Source organism: Kitasatospora sp. NPDC114501, assembly GCF_055633695.1.
Genome location: NZ_JBVKDS010000017.1, coordinates 27,655 through 53,711, shown reverse-complemented (window position 1 = coordinate 53,711; position 26,057 = coordinate 27,655). Strand labels below are relative to the sequence as shown.

The 26,057-nt window shown below is 75.0% G+C and carries 26 protein-coding genes; 11 read left to right on the top strand and 15 right to left on the bottom strand.

What is annotated here, in order from left to right; genetic code table 11:
- The first annotated feature begins 160 nt into the window (after positions 1–160).
- The gene (locus ACZ7RU_RS28865) at positions 161–928 is read left to right on the top strand and encodes an SDR family NAD(P)-dependent oxidoreductase (RefSeq protein ID WP_470343901.1); all 768 of its coding nucleotides are present in this window, start codon (positions 161–163) and stop codon (positions 926–928) included.
- Positions 929–961: 33 nt separating this feature from the next.
- Here ACZ7RU_RS28865 and ACZ7RU_RS28860 read toward each other — a convergent pair whose 3' ends face one another.
- From ACZ7RU_RS28860 to ACZ7RU_RS28850, 3 genes are all read right to left on the bottom strand, one after another.
- Complete coding sequence (locus tag ACZ7RU_RS28860; RefSeq protein WP_470343900.1) at positions 962–1,687, bottom strand: hypothetical protein; 726 nt, start codon at positions 1,685–1,687, stop codon at positions 962–964.
- Between the two features lie 217 nt (positions 1,688–1,904).
- Positions 1,905–3,578 carry a DUF885 domain-containing protein gene (locus ACZ7RU_RS28855; RefSeq protein ID WP_470343899.1) on the bottom strand — a complete coding sequence of 558 codons (1,674 nt, stop codon included), beginning with the start codon at positions 3,576–3,578 and terminating at the stop codon, positions 1,905–1,907.
- Between the two features lie 299 nt (positions 3,579–3,877).
- Positions 3,878–4,315 carry a DUF5997 family protein gene (locus tag ACZ7RU_RS28850; protein WP_470343898.1) on the bottom strand — a complete coding sequence of 146 codons (438 nt, stop codon included), beginning with the start codon at positions 4,313–4,315 and terminating at the stop codon, positions 3,878–3,880.
- Between the two features lie 58 nt (positions 4,316–4,373).
- Here ACZ7RU_RS28850 and ACZ7RU_RS28845 point away from each other — a divergent pair, with 58 nt between their 5' ends.
- Both ACZ7RU_RS28845 and ACZ7RU_RS28840 read left to right on the top strand, forming a co-directional pair.
- The gene (locus ACZ7RU_RS28845) at positions 4,374–5,198 is read left to right on the top strand and encodes a LysR family substrate-binding domain-containing protein (RefSeq protein WP_470343897.1); all 825 of its coding nucleotides are present in this window, start codon (positions 4,374–4,376) and stop codon (positions 5,196–5,198) included.
- Positions 5,199–5,252: 54 nt separating this feature from the next.
- On the top strand, positions 5,253–5,834 hold the full coding sequence (locus ACZ7RU_RS28840; RefSeq protein WP_470343896.1) for a DUF421 domain-containing protein: 582 nt from the start codon (positions 5,253–5,255) through the stop codon (positions 5,832–5,834).
- Positions 5,835–5,897: 63 nt separating this feature from the next.
- Here ACZ7RU_RS28840 and ACZ7RU_RS28835 read toward each other — a convergent pair whose 3' ends face one another.
- Both ACZ7RU_RS28835 and ACZ7RU_RS28830 read right to left on the bottom strand, forming a co-directional pair.
- Entirely contained in the window at positions 5,898–6,626 is a 729-nt protein-coding gene (locus ACZ7RU_RS28835; RefSeq protein WP_470343895.1) for a rhomboid-like protein, read from the bottom strand.
- A gap of 145 nt (positions 6,627–6,771) precedes the next feature.
- A complete protein-coding gene (locus ACZ7RU_RS28830) occupies positions 6,772–8,127 on the bottom strand; it encodes a cytochrome P450 (RefSeq protein WP_470343894.1) in 1,356 nt (451 codons plus the stop codon).
- Between the two features lie 309 nt (positions 8,128–8,436).
- Between ACZ7RU_RS28830 and ACZ7RU_RS28825 the strand changes: the two genes are divergently transcribed.
- Positions 8,437–9,840: an amidase gene (locus ACZ7RU_RS28825; RefSeq protein WP_470343893.1), complete on the top strand. Its 1,404-nt coding sequence runs from the start codon at positions 8,437–8,439 to the stop codon at positions 9,838–9,840.
- A gap of 100 nt (positions 9,841–9,940) precedes the next feature.
- Here ACZ7RU_RS28825 and ACZ7RU_RS28820 read toward each other — a convergent pair whose 3' ends face one another.
- Complete coding sequence (locus ACZ7RU_RS28820) at positions 9,941–11,881, bottom strand: FUSC family protein (protein ID WP_470343892.1); 1,941 nt, start codon at positions 11,879–11,881, stop codon at positions 9,941–9,943.
- 432 nt (positions 11,882–12,313) lie between these two features.
- Between ACZ7RU_RS28820 and ACZ7RU_RS28815 the strand changes: the two genes are divergently transcribed.
- The 5 genes from ACZ7RU_RS28815 (at position 12,314) to ACZ7RU_RS28795 (ending at position 17,950) form a co-directional block, all read left to right on the top strand.
- On the top strand, positions 12,314–13,459 hold the full coding sequence (locus ACZ7RU_RS28815) for a phytanoyl-CoA dioxygenase family protein (RefSeq protein WP_470343891.1): 1,146 nt from the start codon (positions 12,314–12,316) through the stop codon (positions 13,457–13,459).
- Positions 13,441–14,754, top strand: coding sequence for a DUF6271 family protein (locus tag ACZ7RU_RS28810; protein WP_470343890.1), 1,314 nt, complete (start codon positions 13,441–13,443; stop codon positions 14,752–14,754). Before ACZ7RU_RS28815 ends, ACZ7RU_RS28810 begins: the two co-directional genes overlap by 19 nt.
- Positions 14,755–14,889: 135 nt before the next feature.
- The gene (locus ACZ7RU_RS28805) at positions 14,890–16,104 is read left to right on the top strand and encodes a type III PLP-dependent enzyme (RefSeq protein ID WP_470344047.1); all 1,215 of its coding nucleotides are present in this window, start codon (positions 14,890–14,892) and stop codon (positions 16,102–16,104) included.
- Positions 16,101–16,718: a GNAT family N-acetyltransferase gene (locus tag ACZ7RU_RS28800; RefSeq protein WP_470343889.1), complete on the top strand. Its 618-nt coding sequence runs from the start codon at positions 16,101–16,103 to the stop codon at positions 16,716–16,718. Before ACZ7RU_RS28805 ends, ACZ7RU_RS28800 begins: the two co-directional genes overlap by 4 nt.
- Before the next feature lie 5 nt (positions 16,719–16,723).
- Positions 16,724–17,950 carry an MFS transporter gene (locus ACZ7RU_RS28795; protein WP_470343888.1) on the top strand — a complete coding sequence of 409 codons (1,227 nt, stop codon included), beginning with the start codon at positions 16,724–16,726 and terminating at the stop codon, positions 17,948–17,950.
- Between the two features lie 63 nt (positions 17,951–18,013).
- Here ACZ7RU_RS28795 and ACZ7RU_RS28790 read toward each other — a convergent pair whose 3' ends face one another.
- Together ACZ7RU_RS28790 and ACZ7RU_RS28785 are read right to left on the bottom strand one after the other, a co-directional pair.
- Positions 18,014–18,418 (bottom strand): MerR family transcriptional regulator, encoded by a 405-nt coding sequence (locus tag ACZ7RU_RS28790; protein ID WP_470343887.1) that lies wholly within the window; start codon positions 18,416–18,418, stop codon positions 18,014–18,016.
- 16 nt (positions 18,419–18,434) lie between these two features.
- Positions 18,435–19,454: an MDR family NADP-dependent oxidoreductase gene (locus ACZ7RU_RS28785; RefSeq protein ID WP_470343886.1), complete on the bottom strand. Its 1,020-nt coding sequence runs from the start codon at positions 19,452–19,454 to the stop codon at positions 18,435–18,437.
- Positions 19,455–19,674: 220 nt separating this feature from the next.
- Here ACZ7RU_RS28785 and ACZ7RU_RS28780 point away from each other — a divergent pair, with 220 nt between their 5' ends.
- The gene (locus ACZ7RU_RS28780) at positions 19,675–20,415 is read left to right on the top strand and encodes a PIG-L deacetylase family protein (protein WP_470343885.1); all 741 of its coding nucleotides are present in this window, start codon (positions 19,675–19,677) and stop codon (positions 20,413–20,415) included.
- A 7-nt stretch (positions 20,416–20,422) separates the two neighbouring features.
- On the opposite strand, the gene ACZ7RU_RS28775 is transcribed toward ACZ7RU_RS28780, so the two are convergent.
- The 3 genes from ACZ7RU_RS28775 to ACZ7RU_RS28765 all read right to left on the bottom strand — a co-directional run bounded on the left by ACZ7RU_RS28775 (position 20,423) and on the right by ACZ7RU_RS28765 (position 22,139).
- Complete coding sequence (locus ACZ7RU_RS28775; RefSeq protein WP_470343884.1) at positions 20,423–21,103, bottom strand: DedA family protein; 681 nt, start codon at positions 21,101–21,103, stop codon at positions 20,423–20,425.
- Positions 21,104–21,153: 50 nt separating this feature from the next.
- Positions 21,154–21,348: a DUF1918 domain-containing protein gene (locus ACZ7RU_RS28770; RefSeq protein ID WP_470343883.1), complete on the bottom strand. Its 195-nt coding sequence runs from the start codon at positions 21,346–21,348 to the stop codon at positions 21,154–21,156.
- A gap of 125 nt (positions 21,349–21,473) precedes the next feature.
- Positions 21,474–22,139, bottom strand: coding sequence for a TetR/AcrR family transcriptional regulator (locus ACZ7RU_RS28765; protein ID WP_470343882.1), 666 nt, complete (start codon positions 22,137–22,139; stop codon positions 21,474–21,476).
- 285 nt (positions 22,140–22,424) lie between these two features.
- On the opposite strand from ACZ7RU_RS28765, the gene ACZ7RU_RS28760 reads away from it, so the two are divergent.
- Positions 22,425–23,012, top strand: a complete 588-nt coding sequence (locus tag ACZ7RU_RS28760) for a DUF6309 family protein (RefSeq protein WP_470343881.1) — start codon at positions 22,425–22,427, stop codon at positions 23,010–23,012.
- A 191-nt stretch (positions 23,013–23,203) separates the two neighbouring features.
- Here ACZ7RU_RS28760 and ACZ7RU_RS28755 read toward each other — a convergent pair whose 3' ends face one another.
- From ACZ7RU_RS28755 to ACZ7RU_RS28740, 4 genes are all read right to left on the bottom strand, one after another.
- Complete coding sequence (locus tag ACZ7RU_RS28755; protein WP_470343880.1) at positions 23,204–23,908, bottom strand: hypothetical protein; 705 nt, start codon at positions 23,906–23,908, stop codon at positions 23,204–23,206.
- Between the two features lie 19 nt (positions 23,909–23,927).
- Entirely contained in the window at positions 23,928–24,638 is a 711-nt protein-coding gene (locus ACZ7RU_RS28750; protein WP_470343879.1) for a class I SAM-dependent methyltransferase, read from the bottom strand.
- 276 nt (positions 24,639–24,914) lie between these two features.
- The gene (locus ACZ7RU_RS28745) at positions 24,915–25,160 is read right to left on the bottom strand and encodes a hypothetical protein (RefSeq protein ID WP_470343878.1); all 246 of its coding nucleotides are present in this window, start codon (positions 25,158–25,160) and stop codon (positions 24,915–24,917) included.
- Positions 25,161–25,307: 147 nt separating this feature from the next.
- Positions 25,308–26,054: a DUF4097 family beta strand repeat-containing protein gene (locus tag ACZ7RU_RS28740; protein ID WP_470343877.1), complete on the bottom strand. Its 747-nt coding sequence runs from the start codon at positions 26,052–26,054 to the stop codon at positions 25,308–25,310.
- Positions 26,055–26,057: the final 3 nt, after the last annotated feature.

Below are 26,057 nucleotides of genomic sequence, written 5' to 3'. Positions count from 1 at the left end.
GGCTACGGTAGCGGGAGCGGACTCTGACCCGTAGGGGTGGGAGCGGCGTGCGGGGTGAGGGGGCCGCCGATGTGGCGGCCGGAACGAGGTGCGGTGGCACCGAGGGTGGGCCAGGGCGGCCGGCTGTGCGGCCGGCTGACGGACGAGGGGGGACGGAGTGATGACGGTGGATCGGCTCGCGGTGGTGTCCGGGGGCGGTACCGGGATCGGCCGGGCGATCGCGGCACGGCTGGCCGGGGACGGGCACCGGGTGGTGATCCTGGGCCGCAGGGCGGCCGTGCTGGAGGAGGCCCGGGAGCAGATCGAGCGGGCTGCCGGGCCGGGGCGCGTCGTGCCGGTGGCGGCCGATCTGACCGACCCGGCGGCGGTCGAGGCGGCAGCGGCCCGGATCACCGGACTCGGGCCGGTGGACGTGCTGGTGAACAACGCGGGTGCGATCGTCACGCCGCCCGCCGACGGCAGCCTGGCCGCGCTGGCGGCGTCCTGGCGGCGGGACCTGGACGGCAATCTGCTCACCGCCGTGCTGCTGACCACGGCGCTCCAGGACGGGCTGCGCCGCCCCGGCGGCCGGCTCGTGGTGATCAGCTCGGCGGCGGCCCAGCGCGGCGGCGCCGGCCCGCACTCGGCGGGCTCGTACGCCGCCGCCAAGGCCGCCCTGCACGGCTGGGCGTTCGGTCTGGCGCGGCAGTTGGGCCCGGACGGGATCACGGTGAACGTGCTGGCGCCCGGTTACGTCGAGGAGACCGAGATCTTCGGGGCGGGCTGGAGCGAGGAGTTCCACGCCCGGAAGGTCGCGGACACCCTGGTCGGCCGGGCGGGCACTCCGGCCGACGTGGCCGAGGCGGTCGGCTACCTGGCCTCGCCGGGCGCCGGGTATCTGACCGGTCAGGTGATCGGGCTCAACGGCGGTGCGGTGCTGGGTCGTTGAGCCGCGCCGCCGGGGGCACGGCGGCGCGGTCCGTCACTCCCCGTCGGCGTCGGCCTCCGGGGTCGGGGCGGCGCCGGAGCCGGTGCGGACGGCGAGCCTCGCCTCGGCGGTCGTCCAGTCGGTGGCGATCGCCTGCTGGGCGGCGGCCAGGGTGACCTGGCCCTTGCAGATCGCGGTGTGCAGGTGGGTCTCCACCGCGTCCTTGGGGTTGTTCGGGCCCTTGCCGGGGACGTGGCCGGGGGAGGGCGGCTGGACCCACAGGTTGCGCGGGTCGTTGGGGTCGCCGCCGAGCTGGAGGCTGATCAGGTGGTCGTACTCGGCGTCGCCCATCGGGCCGGTGTAGCCGTAGGACTTGGCGTTCTCGGCCTTCTCCCTGCCGGTGATGTTCGACGGCGGGCGGATGGTCGAGGTGTAGCCGCCCTGCTTGCAGATGGTGTCCTTGAGGTTGTCCTGGTCGACCGCCGGACTGATCGCGCCCGGCGTGCAGCCGGGGTCGGGCAGCGGCTGCTTGTCCGCGGTGTAGCGGTAGTGGCAGCTGCCCGGCGCGGGCTGCGGCTGGGCTTCGTAACTGCTCTTCGGGCCGGGGCCGGTGACGATCGCGGCGGACGTGGGCGGGGCGGCGGCCGCGGCGTCGCCCGCGCCCGCCGGGGCGGACCCGGCCCCCTTGGCGTGGTCGCCACCGGGCGAGCAGCCCGCGGCTGCGGCGGCGAGCAGGACGGCCGCGGCCGTGGCCAGGGCGCGGCGGACGGAAGCCGGCACGGTTCCTCCATCGGGGTGTGCGGGAGCGGTGGCCGCCGGGCGTGCCGGAGACCCGCCGGCGGACACTACCCTGTCCACAGGGCCGATGGAGTGACGCCACGTCCGGGCGCGGGAAGCCTTGACCGGGCGTGCGGAACCGTTTCCGCGACGGCGCGGAACCGAGGGCGCCGGTCCTTGCCGCGCCGACCGCGCCCCGACCCCTTACGGCTCAGAACACCTAGTGCTCCAGGATCCAGTCCGTCACCAGCTCCTCCAGTACCCCCAGCGGCAGGCTGCCGTGCCCGATCAGCTGGTGGTGGAACTCCCGGACGTCGAACCGGGCGCCGAGCACGGCTTGGGCCCGCTCGCGGTGCCGCACGATCTCCCGGCGGCCGATCAGGTAGGCGGTGGCCTGGCCCGGCCAGGCGATGTAGCGGTCGATCTCGTTGCGGACGTTGGCCTCGGTGGTGGCGGTGTTGGCCCGCAGGTAGGCCTTCGCCCGCTCCCGGGACCAGCCGTAGTGGTGCATCCCGGTGTCCACCACCAGCCGGGCCGCCCGCAGCGCGTCCAGCGAGAGCATGCCGAACCGGGACAGCTCGGAACCGTACAGCCCCATCTCGTCCGCGAGCCGCTCGGTGTACAGGCCCCAGCCCTCGACGTGGGCGGTCAGCTGGCCGCTCGGGTTCCGCCGGAACCGCGGCAGGTGGTGCAGGGTCTGGGCGACGGCGAGCTGGAGGTGGTGGCCGGGCACGCTCTCGTGGAAGGCGATCGCCTCGTACTCGTAGCTGAACCGGGTCTCCGGGCGCAGCGTGTTGATCCAGTGGGTGCCGGGCAGCCCGCCCGGGCCCGGCGGCTGGTAGTAGGCCAGCGGCGCGGTCTCGGCCTCGATCGGGTCGATCTCCCTGGTCACGCAGTCGGCGATCGGGTACGGGCGGAACCAGTCGGCGGAGGCCAGGCGGGCCCGCTCCAGCGCGCCGTCCACCAGGGCGACGATCTCGGCCGCGCTGCCGAAGCGCAGCGCGGGGTCCTCGCGCAGCGCGGTCAGGACGGCCGCGGGGTCGGTGACGCCCAGCACCTTGCCGCCCAGCTCGGCGAACTCCTCGCGCAGCGCCTCGACGGCCTCCAGACCGATCCGGTGCACCTCCTCGGGGGTGAGTCCGGGCCGGGTGAAGCGGGCGACGGCGTCCGCGTAGCCCTCGGTGCCGCCCGGCACGTGGCAGACCCCGGCCTTGTCGTCCGGCCGGGCGCCCGGCGCCAGCTGCTCGGCCAGCCCGGCCCGGAAGCGGGCCACCGCCGGGCGGACGGCGTCCCGCACGAGGGTGTGGGCGCGCTCGAACTCCGGGCGGCCGGCCAGCGGCCGCAGCAGCTTGTCCTCGGCCGGGGCGGTGGCCAGGTGGGCGTCCAGCTGGGCGACGGCGGCGTCCACCCCGCTGCGCAGCGGGCGGCGGCCCTCGGCGGCGGCGTCCAGGGTGCGGCGCAGGACGGCGTCGAAGTAGCCGGGCAGGGCCGCGAGGCGCTCCACGAAGGCGGCGGCGCCCTCCTGGTCGACGGAGGTCATGGTGAGCGCGGTGAAGGCCTCGTTCTGCGGGGCGACGATGGTCGCCGAGACGCTGAACTCGGCCAGCCCGTGGGTGATCCCGCCGACGCCGTTGTCGATCAGCCGGGCGAGCACCCGGTGGGTGATCCGGTCCTCGCCGGCCAGCGCGTCCAGCGGGATCGCGGCCAGCCGGCCGGCGAAGCCCCGCAGCGCCTCGCGGTGCCGGTGCGCCGCCGCGCGGGACGGGTCGGGCACCAGATGGCCGAAGCCCTCGACGCCGCTGAGGGTCGCCTCGAACGGGTTGTGGGTGTTCTCGGCGGTGAAGAACTCCTCCGCGAGTGCGGCGAGTCCGGCGTGCTGAGGCTGCTCGATCACTGGTCCCCCTGGTCCGGTGCGGTCGGTGCGGCACGGGGGGCCGGTGGGGCGCCCCGATCCCGCCGATTATTCGGAGCGACCGGCGGCGCGGTCAATACGCGCCGGAGGGAGGGGAGTTCCACCCGGGGCCGGTGCCCGCCACACCGCCGACGGGGGCCGAACCGTGCCGTACGGCCTCGTCCGCCGGACCCGTACACGACGGTGCCGGCGCCCGTCGGGACGGACGCCGGCACCATCGTCGGGCAGCGGTCCGGCAACCGGCGCCGGAGCGCCGCCGTGCCGGGCGGTGGGAGGACGGGTCAGCGGGCCTGGGCGGCCTTGCCCTCCTTGCCCTCGTTGGCGGCCTTGGCGGCGGCCTCCTTCTCGTGCTTCTCCTTGATCCGGGCGGTCTCCTTGCGGACGTCCACCTGGTTGGCGCGCTCGTGCTGGAGCCAGAGCGGGTTCTCGGCCTTGATCGCCTCGATCTGCTCGGTGGTGAGCGCCTCCGTCACGCCGCCGCGGGCGAGGCCGGAGATCGAGATGCCGAGCTTGGCGGCGACCACCGGGCGCGGGTGCGGGCCGTTCTGGCGCAGGTCCTGGAGCCACTGCGGCGGCTCGGACTGCAGCGCGTTGAGCTCCTCGCGGGAGACCACGCCCTCCTGGAAGTCGGTCGGCGCCGCGTCGAGGTAGATCCCCAGCTTCTTGGCCGCCGTGGCCGGCTTCATGGTCTGGCTGGTCTTCTGCTTGAGCGATGTCATGGAGACAAGGGTAAGGGAGTGCGCGGGCGCTTCCGGTCACGGTCGGTAGCCTTGCCCTGTGACAGACATGCAGGTGAACCCCTCCTTCCGGCTCGTGTACGTCCCGGGCGTGACCCCCGGCAAATGGGTCCGGGTCTGGAGCGAGCGGCTCCCGGACGTCCCGCTGGAGCTCCTCGCGGTGCCGTTCGGCGACGGCGAGCGCACCCTGCGCGAGGGCGGCGCGGACGCCGGACTCGTCCGGCTGCCGGTCGACAAGGACGTGCTGAGCGCGATCCCGCTCTACACCGAGACCACCGTCGTGGTCTTCCCCAAGGACCACTGGCTCGCCGCCGCCGAGGAGGTCCCGCTGGACGACCTGGCCGACGAGGTGGTCTTCCACCCGCTCGACGACACCCTCGGCTTCACCGCCGACACCCTGCCCGGACGCCCCGCCGTCGCCCGCCCGGACAGCACCGAGGACGCGATCGAGCTGGTCGCGGCGAACGTCGGCGTGCTCCTGGTGCCGCAGTCGCTGGCCCGGCTGCACCACCGCAAGGACCTCACCTACCGGCCGGTGGTGGAGGCGCCGCAGTCCCAGGTGGCGCTGGCCTGGCCGCAGGACCGGACGACGGACCTGGTGGAGGAGTTCATCGGGATCGTCCGCGGCCGTACGGTCAACAGCTCGCGCGGGCGCGGGGCCGGGCAGGCGGCGCCCGAGGCGCAGCCGAAGAAGGCGGCGGCCGGCCGGGGCAAGCCGCAGCAGAAGGCCGGCGGGCAGCGGAGCGGTGCGCAGAAGTCGGGCGGGCAGAAGCCCGGCGGGCAGCGGGCGGGGACCCAGAAGACCGGGGGAGCCAAGGCCGGCGGGCGGGGCGCGGCGGCCCGGCGCGGCAGGCCGAAGCGGTGACCGTGGCGTAGCGTCGGCCCCGTTCCCAGCAGCCGAGGCGGGAGGAGCGGGGCAGTGTGGCACGACCTGGTGGCCGTCCAGATTCCGATCGTGGAGAAGGTCCTCCGCACGATCGCCGTCTACGCGTTGATCCTGGTGCTGTTCCGGCTCGTCGGGAAGCGCGGGCTGGCGGGGATGAACACCTTCGACATGGTGGTCGTCTTCCTGCTCTCCAACGTGGTGCAGAACGCCGTCATCGGCAACGACGACAGCCTGCTCGGCGGCGTGATCGGGGCGGTCACCCTGATCGTGGTGAACGCCGCCGTCACCCGCTGGCTCGCCCGCGACCCGAAGGCCGCCCGGCTGCTGGAGGGCACCGCCACCACCGTGGTGGAGGACGGCCGGCTGGTGCCCGGGGCGCTGCGCAGCCTGGCGCTGCGCCCGTCCGAGCTGGAGCACGCGATCCGGCTCCAGAACGGTGACGACCTCGGCGAGGTCGCCCGGGCCCGGCTGGAGCCGGACGGGCAGCTGCTGGTCGCCCTCAAGCCGGACGAGCAGAACGCCACCCGGGGCGACGTCGAGGACCTGCGGCGCCGGCTGGCGGAGATCGAGCGGCTGCTCACCGCCCTCGCCGCCGACCGCCGGCCGCCGCACTGACGCGGGGTCAGCGCTCCGGCCGGACGGGGCGGACGCCGGGTGGGCCGGGGACGGCTCGGACGATCACCGGTGGAGGTCCGCCGGGGCGAGGGCCCCGGCGCGGCGCCGGCGGGCGGCGGCGAGCGCCACGCCGGCGGCCAGGGCGAAGCCGAGGGCGGCGGCGAGGAGGTGGCCGACGGTGGTGAAGTCCGGCAGGGGGCCGGGCCATTCGCCGTCGCCGGACAGCGGCCAGGCCACGACGAAGGCGGCCCAGGGCAGCCGGGCCCAGCGGGGCACGGCGAGGGTGGCGAGGGCGAGGACGGTCTGGGCGCCGTAGCTGATGCCGTAGTCCGAGGCCTGGCGCACGCTCTCCGGGTACCAGCCCTGCCGCAGGGCGAGCAGGATCACCGCGGCGGTGACCAGGGTGGCGGCGATGTGCCCGCCGAGGAAGACGGCGGCGGCGCGCGGGCCGCCGAAGCGCCGTTCGGTCCAGGCGAGGCAGCAGCAGACGCCGAGGCCGAGGGTGATCAGGGTGCCGCCGAAACCGGTGGTGAGGATCTCGGTGAGGGTGCCGTCGAAGAGCAGCGCGCTGCCGAACAGGGCGGTGACCGGGTGGTCGTGCAGGTTGTCGAGGTTGGTGCTGATGTGGTCGCGGAGCGCGTCCGCGCGGTCCGCCGGGACCAGGTTCTCGACCCAGACGTGCCCGAGCAGGAGGAAGAGGACGTAGCCGAAGGTCAGCGGCGAGCGGCGCGGATACGTCCGGACGGCGCGGAGCGGCCCGGTCAGGAGACCCCGTGGGGTGCGAGCGTTCATGGTCTGGTGGTGTCCCGGTCGAGCGGCCTGGTTCCGGCCGGCGCCCGTGCGGCCGGCCACGCCGGGACAGTACCGAAGCCCGGTCACGGGCGTCCGGCCGGATCCCGGGTCGGTGACGCCGGGGTTCCCGGGTCCCGGCATCCGGTCAGCGGACCCGGCGGGTCAGCGTCGCGGTGAAGGGCCGTGGCGCGAGGAGGGGGCCGCGGGTGGGGCGGACGGGCCGCCCGGGGGTGGGGGCGACGGTCCAGCGGGCGGCGACGGTGGCGATGGCGAGGACGGCCGTGGTGGTGCCGAAGGCGTCGCCGATGCAGCGGTGGGCGCCGAGGCCGAAGGGCGCGTAGGTGCCGGGGGCGGGCCGGGCGGTGGTGAGCCAGCGGTCGGGGTCGAAGCGGTCGGGGCGGGGGAACAGGTCGGCCCGGCGGTGCAGCAGGTAGGGGCTGTACAGCAGGGTGGTGCCGGCCGGGATGCGGTGGCCGCCGAGTTCGGTGTCGGTGGTGGCGGTGCGGCTGAGGATCCACGGCGGCGGGTAGAGCCGCAGGGTCTCGCTGACGATCCGGGCGGTGAGCGGGAGCGCGGGCAGGTCCTCGTGCCGGGCGGGGCGGCCGTCCAGGACGGTGTCGAGTTCGGCGTGCAGCCGCATCCGGACGGCCGGGTTGGCGGCGAGCAGCGTCCAGGCCCAGGAGAGGGTGGCGGCGGTGCTCCCCAGGCCGGCCGACAGGAGGGCGGCCACCTGCTCGTGGACCTCGGCGTCGGACAGCGGCCGGCCGTCCTCGTCCGTCGCGGCGAGCAGCGTGGAGAGCAGGTCCTGCCGGTCGGCGCCGGCGGCGCGGTGGTCGGCGATCAGCCGCCGGGTGATCTCCCGCAGGTCCTGCCGGGCGCGGCGGAGGCGGCGGTTGCCGGGGGTGGGCAGGAGGTCGGCTCCGGGCAGCGGCAGCGGCAGCGGCGGCGGCGTCCGCCGGCCGGCGCCGCGGGTCGGCGCGCCGAGGCCGCGGTGCACCGGCGGCGAGCCGGCCCGCTCGGGCGCGGCGAACAGGCATCGGGCGGTGACGGCGGTGGCGAGGCGGCGCATCGCGGTGGGGACGTCGATCACGTCGCCGTCGTGCCAGCGGGCGGTGGCGTCGGCGATCCCCTCGGCCATCAGCGCGGCGTGGCCGGGCAGCCGGTCGCGGTGGAAGGCGGGTTGCAGCATCCGGCGCCGGTGGGCGGTGGCGGGGCAGGTCGCGAGGCCGTCGCCGTGGACCTCCCGAGCCTTGCCGGGGAGGGGCCCGCCCTTGCCGAAGGTGCGGTCGTCGGTGAGCAGCCGGCGGACCAGCTCGGGGTGGCAGACCACGTACGCGTGCAGCGGGCCGAGCCGCAACCGGACGAGGTCGCCGTGGGCGGGCAGGCCGGCGACGAACTCGTGCGGGCGGTGCAGGAGGGCGGCGGCGTGGCCGAGCAGGGGGAGGCCGCCGGGGGCGGTGGCCGCGGTGAACCGGGTGGTCGGGAAGAGGGAGGTCGGCACGGGGCGGCACCTTGGTTCGGGCGGGAGGACCGGGACGAATCGTGAACGTGATCTTTCCCGGCGGTGTACGGCGAAACGATCGTGGACCGGCGGACGGAGTGAACGTGGGGGCGCGAGGCGAACGGTCGTGCGCCCTCGAAGATTTGATGGATCGTTGACCCGTCGAAGGCGGCCCCGGCCCGGCGGCCGCCGCCGGTCGCGCCTACACTCGGAGCCCGGTGAGATTACCGGTCAGTAGAACCGGGCAGGTACGACCAGCCGGTGCGATCGTCGGACGGCGGAACGTCCGGCAGGGAGTGGGGAGTTCGGATGACCGACGAGCGGGTCCACGCGTTCGCCGACGACGCCCTGGGCGCCCACGACGCGGTGGCGCTCGCCGCGCTGGTGCGCTCCGGCGCGGTCAACCCGAGGGAACTGGTCGGCGCGGCCGTCGACCGGGCCGGCCGGGTGGACGGCACGCTGCTGCCCGTCGCCCACGCTTCGTACGACAGGCCGCAGATCAGCCGGGAGGGCATCGGCGGTCCGCTGTGGGGCGTGCCGACCTACCTCAAGGACAACGTGGACCTGCGCGGTCTGCCGACCGGGATGGGCAGCGAGGCCTACCGGGCCCGCCCGGCCCGTCGCAACGCGCGCTTCACCGACCAGTTCCTCTCCACCGGCCTGGCCGTCCTCGGCAAGACCAGGCTGCCCGAGTTCGGCCTCAACGCCTCCACCGAGTTCGCCACCGCCCGACCGGTGCGCAACCCGTGGAAGCCCTCGCACTCGGCCGGCGCGTCCTCGGGCGGCGCGGCGGCCCTGGTGGCCTCCGGCGTGGTGCCGATCGCGCACGCCAACGACGGCGGCGGCTCGATCCGCATCCCGGCGGCCTGCTGCGGACTGGTCGGGCTCAAGCCCACCCGGGGCCGGCTGGTCACCAACGCCCAGGGCGGCAAACTGCCGATCGACCTGGTCACCGACGGGGTACTGACCCGCTCGGTGCGCGACACCGCCGCCTTCTTCGCCGCCGCCGAGCGGCACCGCGGCAACCCCGGGCTGCCCCCGCTCGGCCTGGTCGAGGGACCGGGCACGCAGCGGCTGCGGATCGGCCTGGTGGTGGACTCGCCGATCGCCAAGACCGACGAACCGACCCGCCAGGTGGTCGAGGAGACCGCCGCCCGGCTGGAGGCGATGGGCCACCTGGTCGAGCCCACCGAGCTGCCCTTCGGCGAGGAGTTCTCCCGCGACTTCGTCAGCTACTGGGGCTACATCGCCTGGGCCATCGCGGCCACCGGCCGGCTGCTGATCGACCCGAGCTTCCGGGCCGGGAGGCTGGACGGCCTGACCACCGGGCTGCGCCGCCGCTTCCAGGCGGAGTTCCCGCAGACCCCCGGCGTGCTGCGGCGGCTGCGCCGGGCCGAGGGCGTGTACGCGCGGATCTTCCACCACCACGACGTGATCCTCTCCCCGGTGCTCGCCCACACCGCCCCGCCGATCGGGCACCTGAGCCCGAACGTGGACTTCGACGAGCTGATCGAGCGGCTGCTGCGCTACGTCGCCTTCACCCCGGTCAACAACGTGACCGGCGGGCCGGGCATCGCCCTGCCGGCGGGCTCGGCGCCCAGCGGGCTGCCGGTCGGGGTGCACCTGTCGGCGGCGCACGGGCAGGAGCGGCTGCTGCTGGAGCTGGCCTTCGCGCTGGAGGCGGACCGGCCCTGGCGGCGGATCCAGGACTGAGACCGGGCACCGCCCACCGGAGGGCGCGGCGGTGCCCGGGGCGTCGGCGCTCGACGGCACGGGTGCTCGGGGTGGCGGCGCTCGCCGGGATCGGGAGCGCTCAGGGCGCGGGTGCCACCACCGACCGGGCCGCGTGCACCTCCTGGTGCAGCCGGGCCAGCGCGCAGTCCGGCGCCAGCGCGTCCGGCTCCGCCTCCGGCAGCGGCTCGCCGGTGCGCAGCGCCTCGGCCAGGTCGGCCAGCTCCCGGGCGACGGTGGTGACCTCGGCGGCGGTCGGCACCGGCGCGCCGTGCTCGACCCGCACCCGGGTGGCGGTGGTGGCGTCCACGATCCGCTCGACCGCGATCACCACGGGCCACCACGCCTCCGCCCGGGCCCCGACCGGCGGCGGCTCGGTGAGCGCCCGCTGGAACTCGCCGCGCACGGTGGACAGGTCCCGGTAGAGCCGCCGCCGGTAGCGGGCGCGGGCCGGTTCGTCCCGTCCGGGCGCGGTGGTGAAGGCCAGCGACACGTACGCGGCGGTGTCCTGGACGGCGTCGGCGAGGCGGTCGCCGACCCGGGTGTGCCAGGACTCCGGCCACAGCAGGTAGCCGGCCAGCAGCGCGATACCGCAGCCGATCAGCGAGTCGTACAGCCGGGGCAGCACCAGCTGGAAGCCCCGGTGGTTGAGCAGGTCGGAGAGCAGCAGGATGACCGGGGTGATCGCCGCGGTCTGGAACGCGTACCCCTTGGCGGACAGCGCCGGGATCAGCGTCGCCAGCACCGCCATCACCGGGACGTCCCACCAGCCGTGCGGCACCTCGGCGAGCACCGGCATGGCGATCAGCAGCCCGGCGGCGGTGCCGAGCGCGCGCAGCACCGCGCGGGAGAACACCGAGCCGAAGTCGGGCTTCAGCACGAAGGTCACGGTCAGCGTCACCCAGTACGAGCGGGGCACCGCGATCACCGAGACCAGCACCTGCGCCAGCCCGATGCACAGCGCCAGCCGCAGCCCGTACCGCCAGGACGCGGCGGACAGCAGCAGCGCCCTGGTGGCCCGCCGGGCCCGGACCGCGAGGCGGGCGGGCCGGCCGATCCGGTCGTCGAAGGCGTACGGGTCGGGCGCGGCCTCGTACGCGACGGTGGCGGCGTGTCCGATCGCCGCGACCAGCGCGCGGGTGGACGGGCCGGCGGGGGCGGGCAGGTCGAGCGGCGGGGCCGGGCCGGTGCGGCCCCGCTCGACGGCGTCGGCCAGCGCGCGGACGGCGGCCGGGTAGCCGCCGGGCAGCGGGCCGAGACCGGACGGGCGCAGCTGGGCCGCCGGGGCCGCCTCGACGATCGGGATCACCGCGTTGAGCTGGGCGAGCAGCCGCGCCAGGGTGGGTGAGCGGCCGTGCCGGCGGGCGCGGCGGGCGAGCAGCAGGTCGTAGGACTGGTTGAGCGACTGGGTCAGCTCGCGGCGGCGGCCGTCGTACTCCGGCGTGCCGGTGGCCTCCAGCAGGTCGGCCACCGCCCGGTAGGTGCCCGCCACCACCGAGCGCTCCGGGACGCCCAGCCGCAGTGGCCAGGCGAGCAGCGTCAGGGCGAGCACCACCAGGCCGCCGAGCAGCAGCAGGGCGGGCGGCAGCCACCAGGGGGAGGGCAGCGGCAGGCCGGCCCCGACCACCGAGTTGAGCAGCAGGAGCAGTCCGGAGACGGAGGCGACCGCGCCGATCGAGGAGATCATGCCGGAGACCAGGGCGACGACGGTGACCGTCGCGACGGCCGGCCAGCCGGTGCCGAACACCAGGGTGCCGAACAGGAGCCCGAGGGCACCGAACAGCTGGGGCACGGCGATGTTGAACACCCGCATCCGGTACGCGTCGGCGGTGTCCCCGATGACTCCGGACAGGGCGCCCATCGACACCAGCGCGCCGTAGCCGGGCCGTCCGGTGGCGGTGCCCACCGCGAGTGGGGCGGCGAGCGCGACGGAGGCGCGGGCGACCGCCGCCCAGGGGATCGGAGCGGCCCGGGGCCGCAGGCTCTCGGTCAGCCACGGGGGAGCCGTCAGCGCGCGTGCCATACGGCCAACGTACGGCCGACCCGGCCGGTTCACCGTTTCACGGTTATGTCAATTCCGGAAACATACCCGCTCTTATGTCCGCCTCCGAAACATAAAGCGAACCCCGAGAGGCGCGGTGAGCTGCGCTGATTTCCCAATCGGTAACCCGCGGGAAAGGGTTGACACCATTAGTTGGTCTAGTCCAACGTATGAGGGGCGCGGCTCGGCAGGGGCTGATGTGACGTGAGAGGCCCCGCCGGGCGAGCGAGTTGGTCCCCTGACGTGGCGCTGCTCCGCGCCCGGGGGGCCGGAGGCGGGAAAGGTCGTGCGCGGACGGCCCTTCGGCCCGCGCTCGAATTCCTGTCGCGGCCGGTGAGCGGCCGTCGACCCGCCGTGCCCGCACCGAGCGCCGAGGAAGCGCCGCGCCGACTACGAACCATGGAGTGACTGCCCGTGCCGAGCCCTGCCGAACAACCCGACGCACCCGCCGGCGAATACCTGTACCGGGCCGCCTCGCAGCGCCCCTACTTCAGCGCCGACACCGAGAGCTACCTCGCCCGGACCGCGCTGCGCGAGGTCCGCAAGAAGCACCCGCTGCGGGTGCTCTCCGAGGAGGACTTCGCGTTCTGGCAGACCTACGGCTACGTGGTGGTGAAGCAGGCGGTCCCGGCCGAGGCCGCGCGCCGACTGCTCGACTTCGCCTGGGAGTTCCAGGGCCTGTCGCCGGACCGTCCCGAGGAGTGGTACCGCGAGCGCGAGTACCGCGACGAACTCGACCGGCACCTGCACATCTACGGCTTCGTCGAGGCCTACCACCACCAACTCCTCTGGGACAGCCGCCAGTCGCAGCGCGTCTACGACGCCTTCGTGGACGTGTGGGACTGCGAGGAGCTCTGGGTCACCCTCGACCGGCTCAACCTCAACCCGCCGAACGTCCGCAACCGCGACCGCGCGCTGATCGAGCCCACCGACCGCGGCTTCGACATCGAGCTGCACTGGGACGTCGACACCACCCAGGGCATGCTGCCGCAGCGCGTCCAGGGCATCATCGCGCTCAACGACACCGCCCCCGACCACGGCGGCTTCCAGTGCGACCCGGAGCTGTTCCGCCGCTTCAACGAGTGGCAGGCCGCCCAGCCGGCCGACCGCGACCCGATCCGACCGGACGTCGACCGTACCGAGTACCCCGTCGTGCGACCCGAGTTGAAGGCCGGCGACCTGCTGATCTGGAACGGCCTGCTGGCCCACGGCGTCGAGCGCAACACCTCCGAGAACGGCGTGCGGGCGGTGCAGTACCTGTCGATGATGCCCGCGCTGGAGGAGGCCGAGAAGCTGCGCCGCTCCCGGGTGGAGTCCTGGCGCACGCTCGCCACCCCGGACTGGAACCGCACCCTGGTCGGCGACGCCGACCGGCCCGAGGCGGAGCGCTACCCGACCGCCGAACTCACCGAGCTGGGGGAGAAGCTGCTCGGTCTGCGGTCCTGGAGCGGCAAGCCGTTCGAGGAGCACGAGCCGTTCGAGGAGCACGAGCCGTTCGAGGGACGCGGGGAAGGCCGGCGGGACGCCGAGGGGGAGCGGGAATGCGCGACGTCTGCCTGACCCTGCCCACCAACCGCGAGTGCACGGACACCATCACCGCCGTCGGCGCCGAAGCCGCCCACGCCGTACGGCGGTTCGACGTCCGGGTGCACCTGCTGGTGCTGGACTCCGCCGACCCCGACGCCCGCGCCCGGCACGCCGCGGCGCTCGCCGCCCTGCCGCCCGTCGAGGGCGTGGTCGTCCACCACCTGGACGAGGACGCCCAGCGCGCCTTCCTGCGCCAGGTGATCGACCGGTCCGGCGCGGCCGCCCCGGACCGGCTGCTCGACCTGATGCTGCCCGACGCCGTCTCCTACGGCGCCTGCACCAACCGGGCGTTCCTGCTGGCCGCGGCCCTCGGCTGCGCGTCGGTGCACCGCCGCGACTCCGACAGCCGCTACCAACTGCTCGACGGGGAACCGGTGTTCCCGATCGAGCACGAGCTGGCCACGCTGGGCCTCAAGGCCGCCGACGCGGCCGCCGCCGTCACCCGGAACAGCCTCGACGCGGCCCACGCGGACAAGCCCGTCGCGCTGGTCGGCGCCTCCTTCGTCGGTGAACTCTCCGTCGACATCGGCGAGATCCGCGAGCTCGACCCCGAGGTCTACCACGACGTGGTCGCGCTCTGGGCGCCGACCGGCGCGAGCGAGGAGGAGAAGCGCGAACTCGTCGCCGACTCCTTCACCGGCGGCGGCACCGAACCGTTCACCGTCGACCGTGCCGTGCTCGACCTCCCCGACATCTGGCGCATCGACATGTGCAACATCGGCCTCCACCACGAGGTGTACGAACGGGTGCCGCTGCCGCCCGCCACCGACACCATCGGCAGCGACTACTTCCTGCACCACCTGGTGCGGGACGCGACCCTGCCGGGCGTCACCCACAACCGCCACATCGTCAACTACTACACCCCGGAACGGCGCACCGGCCACGGCTTCACCGCCTACCAGCTGCGCTACGCCAAGTTCCTGCTCTCCATGCTCTACCTCCACCCGGTCTACCACGAGATGGAGGCCGCCGGCGGCGCCCTGCTGGACGAACAGCACCGCGTCCGCCCCGAGCCGATCGCCGACTCCGCCCGTCGCAGCGCCGCGACGGACCGCGCGGAGAACCACCGCAGGCTCGCCGAACTCGACCGCTGCTACCGGCGGCTCGGCGGGAAGTACGCCGAGTTCGCGGACCACCTGGCGCCCCTTCGGGCGCGCCTGCTCGACGAGGCGCAGACGGACATCGAGGACTTCGCAGCACTGATCGACGCGTGGGGCCCGCTGGTGCGGGCGAGCAAGGCCACCCCCGCCGACCTGCTGCCGCGCTAGTCGGACGGGACCTCTCACGTGACACGCCAGACCACCAGCCACGCCACCGGCCACGCCGGGAGCCATGCCGTCGGCCACGCCACCGGCCACGCCGACAACCACCCGCCCACCCACCGCGCCCCGGCCGTCGCCGTGGTGCACACCGACGCACCCCGCCCCGACGAGCACGACCGCAGCGCGCTGCGCGCCGCGCTCGCCGCCGCCACCGACGACCGGATCTTCTACGACCTCGACGGCATCGGCCGCCAGTACGCCGCACTCCTCGCCGAACTGCCCGGCGTGGCCGTCCGGTTCGCGATGAAGGCCTGCCCGGTGGACGAGGTGCTGGACCACCTCGCCGCGCTCGGCTCCGGCTTCGACGCGGCCGGCCCGCAGGAGATCGCGCAGGCCCTGCGCACCGGCGTGCCGCCCGAGCTGATCCACTACGGCAACACGATCAAGTCCGACCGCAACATCGCCGAGGCCCACCGGCTGGGCGTGCGGGACTTCGCCACCGACAGCCTGGAGGACGTCGCGGCGATCGCCCAACACGCCCCCGGGGCACGGGTGTTCTGCCGGATCGCGACCAGCGGCGAGGGCGCGCTGTGGGGCCTCAGCCACAAGTTCGGCTGCTCACCCGAGGACGCGCTGCGGGTGCTCGGCGAAGCCCGTACCGCCGGGCTGGTGCCGTCCGGCCTGTCCGTGCACGTCGGCTCGCAGCAGATGACCGCCGAGGCCTGGAACGCCGCCGTGGACTCGCTGGCCGCCGTGCTGGAGGCGCTCAACTGGCGCGGCATCACCCCGACCCGGATCAACCTCGGCGGCGGGCTGCCCGCCCTCGGCGTCCTCGACCGGAGCGGGCGCCCGCTCGACCCGCCGCTGGACAAGATGTTCGCGGTGATCCGCGAGGGCATGGAACGGCTGAACGCCGTCAACGGCGCACCGCTGGAGTTCCTGCTGGAGCCCGGGCGCCACCTGGTCGCCGACCACGGCGCGATCCGCGCCCACGTCGCCCGGCTCACCTCCCGCCACCGCCTCGACGGCGCCCGGGAGGACTGGCTCTACCTCAGCTGCGGCAAGTTCAACGGCCTGTACGAGATGGACCAGCTCCAGTACCGGCTGGAGTTCCCCACCCACCCCGGCGGCCAGTTCGTCAACGCCGTGGTGGCCGGCCCGACCTGCGACAGCGACGACGCGTACGCGCAGGACGGCGGCCTGGTGCGCGTCCCGCGCGCGATCGGCTCCGGTGAGCCGGTCTGGATCCACTCCTGCGGCGCGTACGCCACGGCCTACGCCACCCGCGGGTTCAACGGCTTCGCGCCGCTGCCGTACAGCTGCATCGGCGGGCACCGCGACGGAGGAAGCGCATGAGCGAGTACCGCATCCGGCTGCTCCGGGAGGAGGACTGGGACGCCGTGGTCGCGCTGGAGGAGCGCGCCTACGCCGCCAGCGGCCTGTCCGAGGGCCGCGAGGCGCTCCGGTCCCGGCACCGCGCCTCACCGGACACCTGCTTCGTGCTGGAGCACCCGGGCGGCCTCGGCGGCTACCTGCTCGCCCTGCCGTACCCGCTGTTCCACTGCCCGGACCTCAGCCGCAGCGAGGACGCGGACGGGCCCGCGGGCGGCCGCGCGGACGGAGGCGGGGCCGGGGGCGGCGCGGGCGGTCGGCAGACCAACATGCACGCGCACGACCTGGTGATCTCCGAGGACCTGCGCGGCCGCGGCCTGTCCCTGCGGATGCTGCGGCACCTGGAGGACACCGCCCGGAAGGCCGGCTACCGGACCGCCTCGCTGGTCGCCGTCCGCGGTTCGCACGTGCTGTGGACCCCGCTGGGCTACCGCGCCCGGCCCGAGATCGACCTGCCCGAGAGCTACGGCACCCGGGCGGTCTACATGGCGATGCCGCTGGACCCCGTCCCGGCCCGGCCGCTGCCGCACTCCACCGTCCCGGCCCCCGGGCCGCACCCCAGAGCCGAAGTGGGCTGATACCGATGTCCCCCGTTCGCGACGACTTCCGCCGGTCCCAAGTGGCCATCGGCGCACTGTTCTTCGTCCTCGGATTCCAGTACGCGACCTGGGTCTCCCGGGTGCCCGCGCTGAAGGCCAGGCTCGACCTGGGCGAGGCCCAGATCGGTCTGCTGCTGATGACCTGCGGAATCGGCGCGGCGGTGTCCTTCCCCCTGGTCGCGGTGCTGACGCGGCGGCTCGGCTCCCGTTCGCTCTCGGTGCTGTCCGCCCTCGCCCTCGGGGTGATCCTGCTCGCGCTGTCGGTGGTGCCGAACTACCCGGTGACGCTGCTGGTGCTGTTCCTCGACGGCGTCGCGGTCGGCTGCCTGAACGTCGCGATGAACGCCCAGGGCGCCGCGCTGGAGGCCCGCTTCGAGCGGACCACGATGTCCCGGCTGCACGCCACCTTCAGCGCCGGCTCGCTGCTCGCCGCGCTGCTGGCCTCGGGCGTCACCTCCTTCACCGACACCCTGGCGGTCCACTTCGGGCTGGCCGCCGCGCTGCTCGCGGTGCTGGTCGTGGCCGCCCGGCCGGGACTGCTGGCGGACGGCCCGGCCGCCGACGCCGACGCCGCCGACGCCGCCGGACCGACGGAGCGGAAGCGGCGCCGCGGCTTCGTGCTGCCGACCGCCGTGACCCTCTGGATGGGCCTGGCGATGGTGTTCGGCACCGTCACCGAGGGCGCCATGAACGACTGGTCGGCGCTCTACCTCAAGGACTACGTGCACGCCGGAGCCGGGCTCGCCCCGCTGGGCATCGCGGTGGTCTCGGTGATGATGGTCTGCGCCCGGATCTTCGCGGACGGCTGGCGCACCCGTTTCGGCGACAGCCTGATCGTGCGCACCGGCAGCCTGCTGGCCGGCCTCGGACTCGCCCTCGCCCTGGCGGTCGGCGGCGTGGTCCCGACCCTGCTCGGCTTCGCCTGCGTCGGCCTCGGGGTGGCCGCGGTGACCCCGTGCGTCTACGTCGCCGCCGCCCGCCAGGGCGCCGACGCCCTCTCCCTGGTCGCCGCCATGGGCACCACGGGCCTGCTGGCCGGCCCCGCCGTGATCGGCTTCATCGCCGGTGCCACCAGCCTGCTCTGGGGCATGGCCGCCGTCGCCGCCTCGGCGGCCGTCGTCTCCCTCTGCGCCACCCGGATCCGCTGGCCCGACCGACCGGTCCCCGCCACCCCCGCCGCCGCCGCTCACCTCGCCGCCGACCCGACCTGACACCCCCCGAACCCCGCCCGGGACCTCGCGCGCCCCCGTCGCGAGGTCCCGGGCGAGCCTTCCTCATCCGGCCAGGGGATCCTGGGCCCGGACCTCGGTGCCGCCGGTGGCGATGTGGTGGGCGAGTCCGGCGCGCCGGGCGGTGAGGCGGGCGATCTCGGCGTCGAGGACAGCCAGCCGGGCGTGGACGACGGGGGCGAAGGTGTCGGAGCCGGGGTCGTCGGAGCAGCGGACCGGCGGGTTCTGGCCGAGCAGGTCGAGGCGGTGGGCGCGGCTGGCCAGGTCGTCCACCGTCAGCCCCACCGCGAGGAGTCGGCGGATCAGCCGGACCCGGGCGACCTCGGCCGGGCCGTACTCGCGCTGGCCGGACGGGGAGCGGGCGGGCGGGTGGAGGAGGCCGCGCTGCTCGTAGAAGCGCAGCGCCCTCGGTGTGGTGCCCGCCGCTGCCGCCGCGTCCCCGATCCGCATGCCCGCTCCCTGGTCGTCAGAGTTCCACGATGGTGGTCCCGAAGGTGTCCCCGGTGAACAGTTCCGTCAACGCTGCGGGAGCCCGGTCGATGCCCGGAACCGACGTCCGGGGAAGGACGATCCCGCCGGTGCGCAGCCAGCCGGCGAGGCGCTCTCGCCACTCGGGCTCCAGGCCCGGGTGGTCCGATCCGGTGAAGCCGCGCAGGGTCAGGCCGTGGGTGATGACCCGGAAGCCGTCGATCACGGCCGGGGCGTCGCCGCCCGGGCGTTCCGGATCGAGCTGGCCGGCCAGCGCGCCGACCAGGGCGAACCGGGCGCCGCGCCGGGCCGCGTCCACGGCGGCGGTCAGCTGCTCGCCGCCGACCAGGTCCAGCACCACGTCGAGCCCGTCCGGCGCGGCCTCGGCCAACTGCTCGGCGAACGGCCGCCCGCCGGGCACCAGCACGGCGTCGTAACCGAGTTCGGCGGTCAGGCGCTTCCCCTTGGCCGGGGAGCGGGTGGTGCCGATCACCCGGGAGGCGCCGAGCAGTCGGGCGACCTGCCCGGCCACCGTGCCCACCGAGGCCGACGCGCCCGTCACCAGCACCACGTCCCCCGGGCGCACCCCGGCGGTGCGGGTCAGGGCGCCGTAGGCGGAGGAGGCGGAGGAGACCAGCGCGACCGGATCGGGGAAGTCCGCCGGGACGGCCGTGAACCGTGCGGCCTCGGCGACCGCGTGGTCCCGCCAGCCGGCGAGGTGGGTGACCAGGTCGCCGGGGCGCAGCGGCCCGTCCGCGGGGGCGGCCAGCACCTCGCCGAGGGCCGGCCCGAACAGCGCGTCCCCCGGCCGGATGTGCGGCAGCGGCAGACCGGAGCCCCCACCGCTGATCAGGGTGCGCAGCGCGGCGTAGACCAGGAAGGCCCGGTTGCGGACGAGCACCTCCCCGGGGCCGGGCGCCGGCAGTGGCTCCTCGGCCACGGTGAAGTCCCCGGGGGCGGGCAGCCCGGACGGTGCGGCGGTCAGCCGGACGACGCGGGCGGTGGTGGGCGGGGTCATGGCGGCGCTCCTCGGCGGAGGGGGAGAAGGCGGCGGGGCGGTGCCGCCGCGGGACGCCCGGACGCTAACCCCTGACCCTTACGTCAGGGGCAAGTCGGCGGGGTGCGACGGTGTCTGACGGGGCGTGCGGGGCGGCGGTGTCCTGGAGTCGCGGGTGGTACGGAAGTGCGTCTGTGGTACGGATGTACGCCTGAGAGCCGCAGCGAGAGGAACGAGCAGGATGACCGAGCAGGCCCCCGAGCCCTTCGAGCCCGTCGACGAGGACTGGCAGACCGCGGTGGCGATCGTCGCCCACCCCGACGACATGGAGTACGGCGGGGCCGCGGCCGTCGCCCGCTGGACCTCGCAGGGCAAGAAGGTCGTCTATGTGATGGTCACCAGCGGCGAGGCCGGCATCGACTCGCTGGACCCGGCCGAGTGCGGGCCGCTGCGCGAGGCCGAGCAGCTCGCCTCGGCGCGGGTGGTCGGCGTCGACACCGTCGAGTTCCTCGGCCACCCGGACGGCGTGGTCGAGTACGGGCTGCCGCTGCGCCGGGACATCGCCCGGGTGGTGCGCAGGCACCGGCCGGACATCGTGATCACCAGCAACTTCCGGGAGACCTATGGCGGGGTGTTCCTCAACCAGGCCGACCACATCGCGGTCGGCCGGGCCACCCTGGACGGGGTCCGGGACGCCGGGAACCGCTGGGTGTTCCGCGAACTGCTGGCCGAGGGCCACGAGCCGTGGAACGGCGTGCGGCAGATCTGGGCGGCGGCCTCGCCGGAGGCGAAGCACGCGGTCGACACCACCGAGCACTTCGACCGGGGAGTCGCCTCGTTGGAGGAGCACAGGGCGTACCTGGCCGGGCTGGGCGGGGCGATGGCGGAGCCGCGGGAGTTCCTGGAGGGCTTCGGCCGGGGCGCGGGCAGCCGGCTGGGGACGCGTTTCGCGGTGCCGTTCGAGGTGTTCCCGCTGAGCTGACCCGCGGCTACCCGGGGCCGGCGTCTGACCCGGTGTCGGTGTCGGCGTCGCCGTCCGAGCGTCGCCGGCGCCGGTAGCGCAGCACCTGGCGGAGCAGGAAGGCGGCGACCAGCACGCCCAGCCCGACCGCGAACCAGACCTGGTAGCGCAGCGCCGTGTGGTAGACGGTGCCGATGTTGGCGCCGGCGAGGTAGCCGAAGGTGCCCCATACCGCCGTCCACAGCGCCGCGCCGAGCAGGTTGTACGGCAGGAAGCGGCGCCAGGGCATCTCCGTGGTCCCGGCGATGATCCCGTTGTACTGGCGCAGCCCGTCCACGAAGCGGGCGACCGTGACCACCTTGCCGCCGTGCCGGGCGAAGAAACCGTCCGCGCGCTCCATCCGGGCCGGGGTGAGCAGCACGTAGCGGCCCCAGCGGTGGACGAAGGCGCGCCCGCCGGTGCGGCCGATCAGGTAGCCGAGCGTGTTGCCGAGCGCGGCGGCGCCGGCCGCGATCAGCAGCACCGAGGCGAAGTCGAGGTGCCCGGTGCCGGCGTACACCGAGGCCAGCACCAGGACGGTCTGCCCGGGCACCGGGATGCCGCAGTTGTCCAGCAGGACGAGCACCGCCACCGCGAGGTACCCGTAGTGGTCCAGCAGTGGCGCGAGCCCGGCGAGTGCCCCGGGCAGCGGGGTCGCGGGGGCGGACACCGCTCCTCACCACCTCGCACGGGGGGCGCGCGGGGCGGCGGGGGTGTGGGTCAGCGCCCCGCCTGGCGCTGTTCGACGTTGCAGTCGGGGCCGGGGTAGATCAGACCCTCGTGGCCGTCCTCGAAGCGGACCACGTACGGCGGCTCGCCGTCGGTGCCGCGCACTTCGACGATCTCGCCCTTCCGGTCCACCATGCCCACCGACCTGCTGTGGATATGGAGCTGGTCACCTACCGCTGCGTGCATGGTCTGCTCCTCCGGTCGTGCGCGGCGACCGCCTCCGCGGCCGTTCGCTATCCACTGTGCTGCGGGTGCGGCGGGCTCGCAACGCCTCGGGCCGGCGGGACGACCTGGACCCGCGGGGCCGGGCGTCAGCGGACGGACGGCTGTTGCGCGAGGTAGCCGCGGACCAACCGCTTGCACTCGGCGATCAGGGCCGGATCGCCGTCCGGGGCCTCCCGGAAGGCCAGTTTGAGCACCGCGTCGGCGGCTTCCAGCGCCACCCGCAGGGTCAGTGTGGCCGTCGGGTCGCCGGCCCGGAACAGTTCGCCGCCGAGCGCCTGGAGCCGCAGCGCGACGGCGGTGTTGTTGTCCACCCCGGCGTCCAGCAGGTGCCGGTCGTTCTGGACGCCGGAGGGGACGGCCGGTCCGGCCAGGCCGAAGTCCAGCTGGCCGAAGCCCGGTACCGCGCGCTTCATCGCGACGAACTCCTCCACCGCGAGGTCGGTGAAGACGGCGGGGTCCACCGGTGCGGCGGCGGCCAGCCGGGCGTCCAGGCGCTGGAGGTAGTGGTCCAGGTTGCGGGTGGCGAGCGCGGCCAGCAGGTCCTCCTTGCCGGCGAAGAACTGGTAGAGGGTGCCGATCGGCACCTGGGCGCGCTGCGCGACCTCCTTGGTGGTGAGCGCGGTCGGCCCGACCTCGTCCAGCAGCCCGGCGCAGGCGTCCAGGATGCGGCCGTACCGCTCCAGGCTGCGCTGCTGGACCGGGCGACGCCTGACCGGTCCGGCCGTCTGCTGACTCCTGGCTCCCGCGTTCATGACCTCACTGTGCCGCATCCGCTGTTGCGGCGGCGAATCACCGGGGCGCGAACGGCCCGGCGTTCCCCGTGGGGCGGGTTCCGGAGCCGAACGGCACGGTGGCGGGTGGGTGTCCACGCGTCGGCACCGGCCTTGTCGTGGACGCGAGCACGGGTTCATACTCCTGGGGCGGACTACTTTGCGTGATCGACGCGTGCCTCTTCGTGGTGGCCGCGGTCCAGCCGTGGCGGCCGAGGCGCCTGTGACCCACCGGAACCGTCGTCTGAGGAGCAGGAGCGTACTGCCGTGGAGATCGTCACCGCCGTCGCCTATCCCGAGGTCCGCGACGCCTACCTGCGGGACCACCCGGTGGAGCGGGCCCACGAGGCGAACAGCAACCGGTACGCGGTGGAGAACCTCGAACGCGCCGACCGGATCCCCGGTGGCTGGTGGCGGATCCGGCTCTCCCGGGCGGACGTCCTGGGCATCGTGCTGCCCTGGCACCTCAGCGAGGGCGGGGAGCTCGAACTGGTGCCGCGCTGCGGGGCGACGGTGGCCGAGGCGGCCGAGCGGATCCGGGCCGGCGGAGCCGCCTGGAGCGCCGCCAACCCGGTCTGTGCGGCGAAGCTGCGGTTGCTGCGGTGGGCCCCGTTCACGCCCCTGTTCCTCAGCACCGACCCGGTCGACCACCCCGACTACGGGGCGCTGGAGGTCCGGTCGGGTCTGGTCCACCTCGACGGCCTGCACCGCATGCTGGCCTGGGAGTTGGCCGGACGGCTGCCCGGGCGGGCGCTGCTGGACGGCTACCTGGTGGGCGATCCGGGGGCGGCCGTCGGGCCCGCCCGGGCGGGGCGGGCGGACCGGGCGGGTCTGGCCGGGGGCGAGCCGGCGTGATCTCCGCGGTGCGGCACCGCCGGTCCGCCTCCTGTGGCCGCGCCCGGCCAGTTCCGCCCGCCCGCCCGCTGCGGGCGGAACTGGCCGGATGACACGGGCCGACCGGCGCGATCCGGGGTGGGCACGGTGACACGGGCCGACCGGCGCGATCCGGGGTGGGCGCGGCGGCGCCGCCCCGGTCGCCGGTCAGGTCACCGCGGCCGGGGTGCCACGGCGGCGGAGCCGTGCGCACCGCGGGCGGCCAGCCTGCGGGCGGCCCCGTCCGCGAGCAGCAGCAAGGCGGCGGTCACCAGCGCCGCCATGTGTTCGTAGCCCGCCAGCGACGGGTCCACCGCCGTGATCGCGGCCGTCAGCAGCACCACGCCCAGCGCGGTCCAGCGCGCCCCGAACCGCCAGGCGACCAGCAGGCCCAGGCCGATCACGGCCACCGACGGCCCGGTGTCCCGGACCTCGGCGAACGCGGCGGGCAGGTGGAGCAGGTGGCCGGGCGGCCGGGACACCCCGAAGCGCGCGTAGCAGGTGCCCACCAGCGAGCAGGTGTACCCGACGGCGAGCGTGCGCCACGGGCCGAGGGTCAGCTCGGCGATCGCGAAGACCACGAACACCTGGGCCAGCGCCCCCCAGACCGGCAGGTCCAGGGCCGGCACGAATATCGAGACCGGGAAGCGCAGCAGCGCGACGTCCCACGGCTCGGTGGCCCGGACCTCGCCCATCCGGGAGACGAAGGCCGCCCCGCTCGGTGACTCGTCGACCGCCGCGAACAGCAGCACAAGGCAGCTGGAGACCACGGTGAGGGTCAGTGCTGCGGCGCCCCTGGCCCGCAGCCGGGCGCGCGCCCGGCGGTAGAGCGGGCCCCACTCGCTCTCGGCCGCGCGCCGGATGCCGGGATCGTTCACGATGGTTCTCCAGTCCCGATCAGGAGCCGATGGCGGCCGCACACCGGTCCGCGGCACCGGCGTGCGGCCGGCCGTCGGAGCCCGAGGTGCAGGGCCGAAGCAGCGCGAAGTAGGCCAGGGCCGGTCCGGACTGCCGGATGACGTGCAGGCCGACGGCGTTGGCGTGCCGACCCAGGGCCGCCGGGCGGATCTGGTGGCGGTCGAAGAACTCGCCGACGACCAGGCGACCGGTCGGCTTGAGGACCCGGCGCAGCTCGCTCAGGGCGGCGGGGACGTCCGGGATCTCGCCCAGCGCGGTGACCAGGTAGGCGGCGTCGAACGTGGCGTCGTCGAAGGGAAGTTCGCGCGCGTCGGCCAGGGTGGGGGCGATGGTGTCGAGGCCGGACCCGGCGGCCCGGCGCATCACGTGGTCGAGCATCTCCTGCTGGATGTCGACGATGTCCAGTCGGCCGTCGGCGCCGAGCCGGGGCGCTACCTGGAGCGACTGCAGCCCGGTGCCGGGACCGATCTCCAGCATCCGCTCGCCCGGCAGCGGCTGGAGCTGCCCGGCCAGCCGCTCCCAGGACAGGAACGGCAGTGGCAGGTCGAGTAGCCGGTGCTGCGTGTAGGGGTACGGTGCGGAGTCGGTCACCCACCAGGCGGTGGCCGCGGCCGCGACCGAGGCGCCCGCGAGGGCCCAGACGCCGGCCTTGCCGAACGGGGCGCGCAGGGGTGAGGAGGGGTGGCGCATGCTTCTTCTCCAACGTCGGTCGTCGGCGTGGGGCGGTGGTGCCCGCTCAGTGGATGTGGAAGCCGCCGTTGGAGGCGGCCACGGTGAGGGAGGCCGACGCGCCGCCGGATCCTCGTTCTCGGGAAGGCCGGTGTCCTCCACCGGCGGTTCACGGCGGTGCTGCGGGGCGGTGTACCTGCGCCGCCCCGCACCGACCATCTGCCCTCCAGCCAACAGCAGTTCGGCTGGGCCGGACACGCGGCCAGCCCACGAACCGGGGTACGGATAACCCACCTGTCAGTCCCAGCCGTCGTCGTCGGGCGGGGTGGTGGTGCCGGTGGTGGTGTCGGCCGGGGCGGCCGCGGCCTGCGGCTGCGCGACGGCGCTGACTCCGGATGCGATGGCGGGCGTGACGGGGGTGGGGGTGATCGCCGCCAGTGCGGCGGCGGCCGCGGCCACGAGGCCCTGGACCCGGCAGGAGCGACCGGACGAAGTCATCGCCGTACCGGCCGGCTTGGCCTCCTCGCAGGACTCACCCGGCATCCGTGGTCCGGGCAGCTGCCGGTGCGCACACCGGCCTGCGGGATCTGCGGCTCCGACCCCCTCGATGGTCGACGGCTGATCGTCCGAACGACGGTGGCGTCCCCGGGAGACCCGGGGACGCCACCGTCGTTCGCGGTACGGGCGTGGTCAGTGGACCGTGATGCCGCCGCGCGTGGTCCTCACCACCACGCTGTGCGGCGCGTCCGTGGCGGTGTTCGGCAGCGAGACGCTCGGCGGCGACCAGGAGCTCTGCGCGTCGACGTGGTAGGTGGCGTCGTGCGGCACCTTGAGGTCGACCCCGCCGTAGCCCGTGGTGACCTTCAGGGAGGCGGGTGCCGCCGTGAAGGAGGCGCTGACCGCGCCGTCGGTGGTGGTCACCTCGGCGTTCGGGGCGCTGCTGTCGGCGAGGGTCACCTGGCCGTACGTGCTCCGCACGGTCAGCGGGCCGGACGACTGGTCCACCTCCACCCCGCCCAGTCCGGTGGTCAGATCCAGCCGGCCGGTCAGGCCCTTCGCCCGGATCCCGGCGTCCCCGGTGCTCACCTGCGCGGCCAGGCCGGCCGGCACCGTGATCCGCAGGTGCCCCGAGCAGTCGTCGGAGCAGCCGGCGGTGACCGTGACGTCCGACCCGGACCGGGTGACGGAGACCTGCGGGACACGGCCCGTGTAGCTGCCGCTCATGGCCGCCGTGACCTGGGAGGAGCCGTCTTGACTGAGCGTCACGTCGAGTCCGTCGGCCTGGACCGTCACCCGGCCGGCGCCGGCCGCGTCCTGCTGCCAGTCGCCGCTGTACGGGTGGTGCGCCGGAAGCAGGTCGACCACGATCCAACTGGCCACGGTGACGACCGCGACCAGGACGGCCAGCCCTATGAGGAGGCATCCACGGCGCTTCATCGG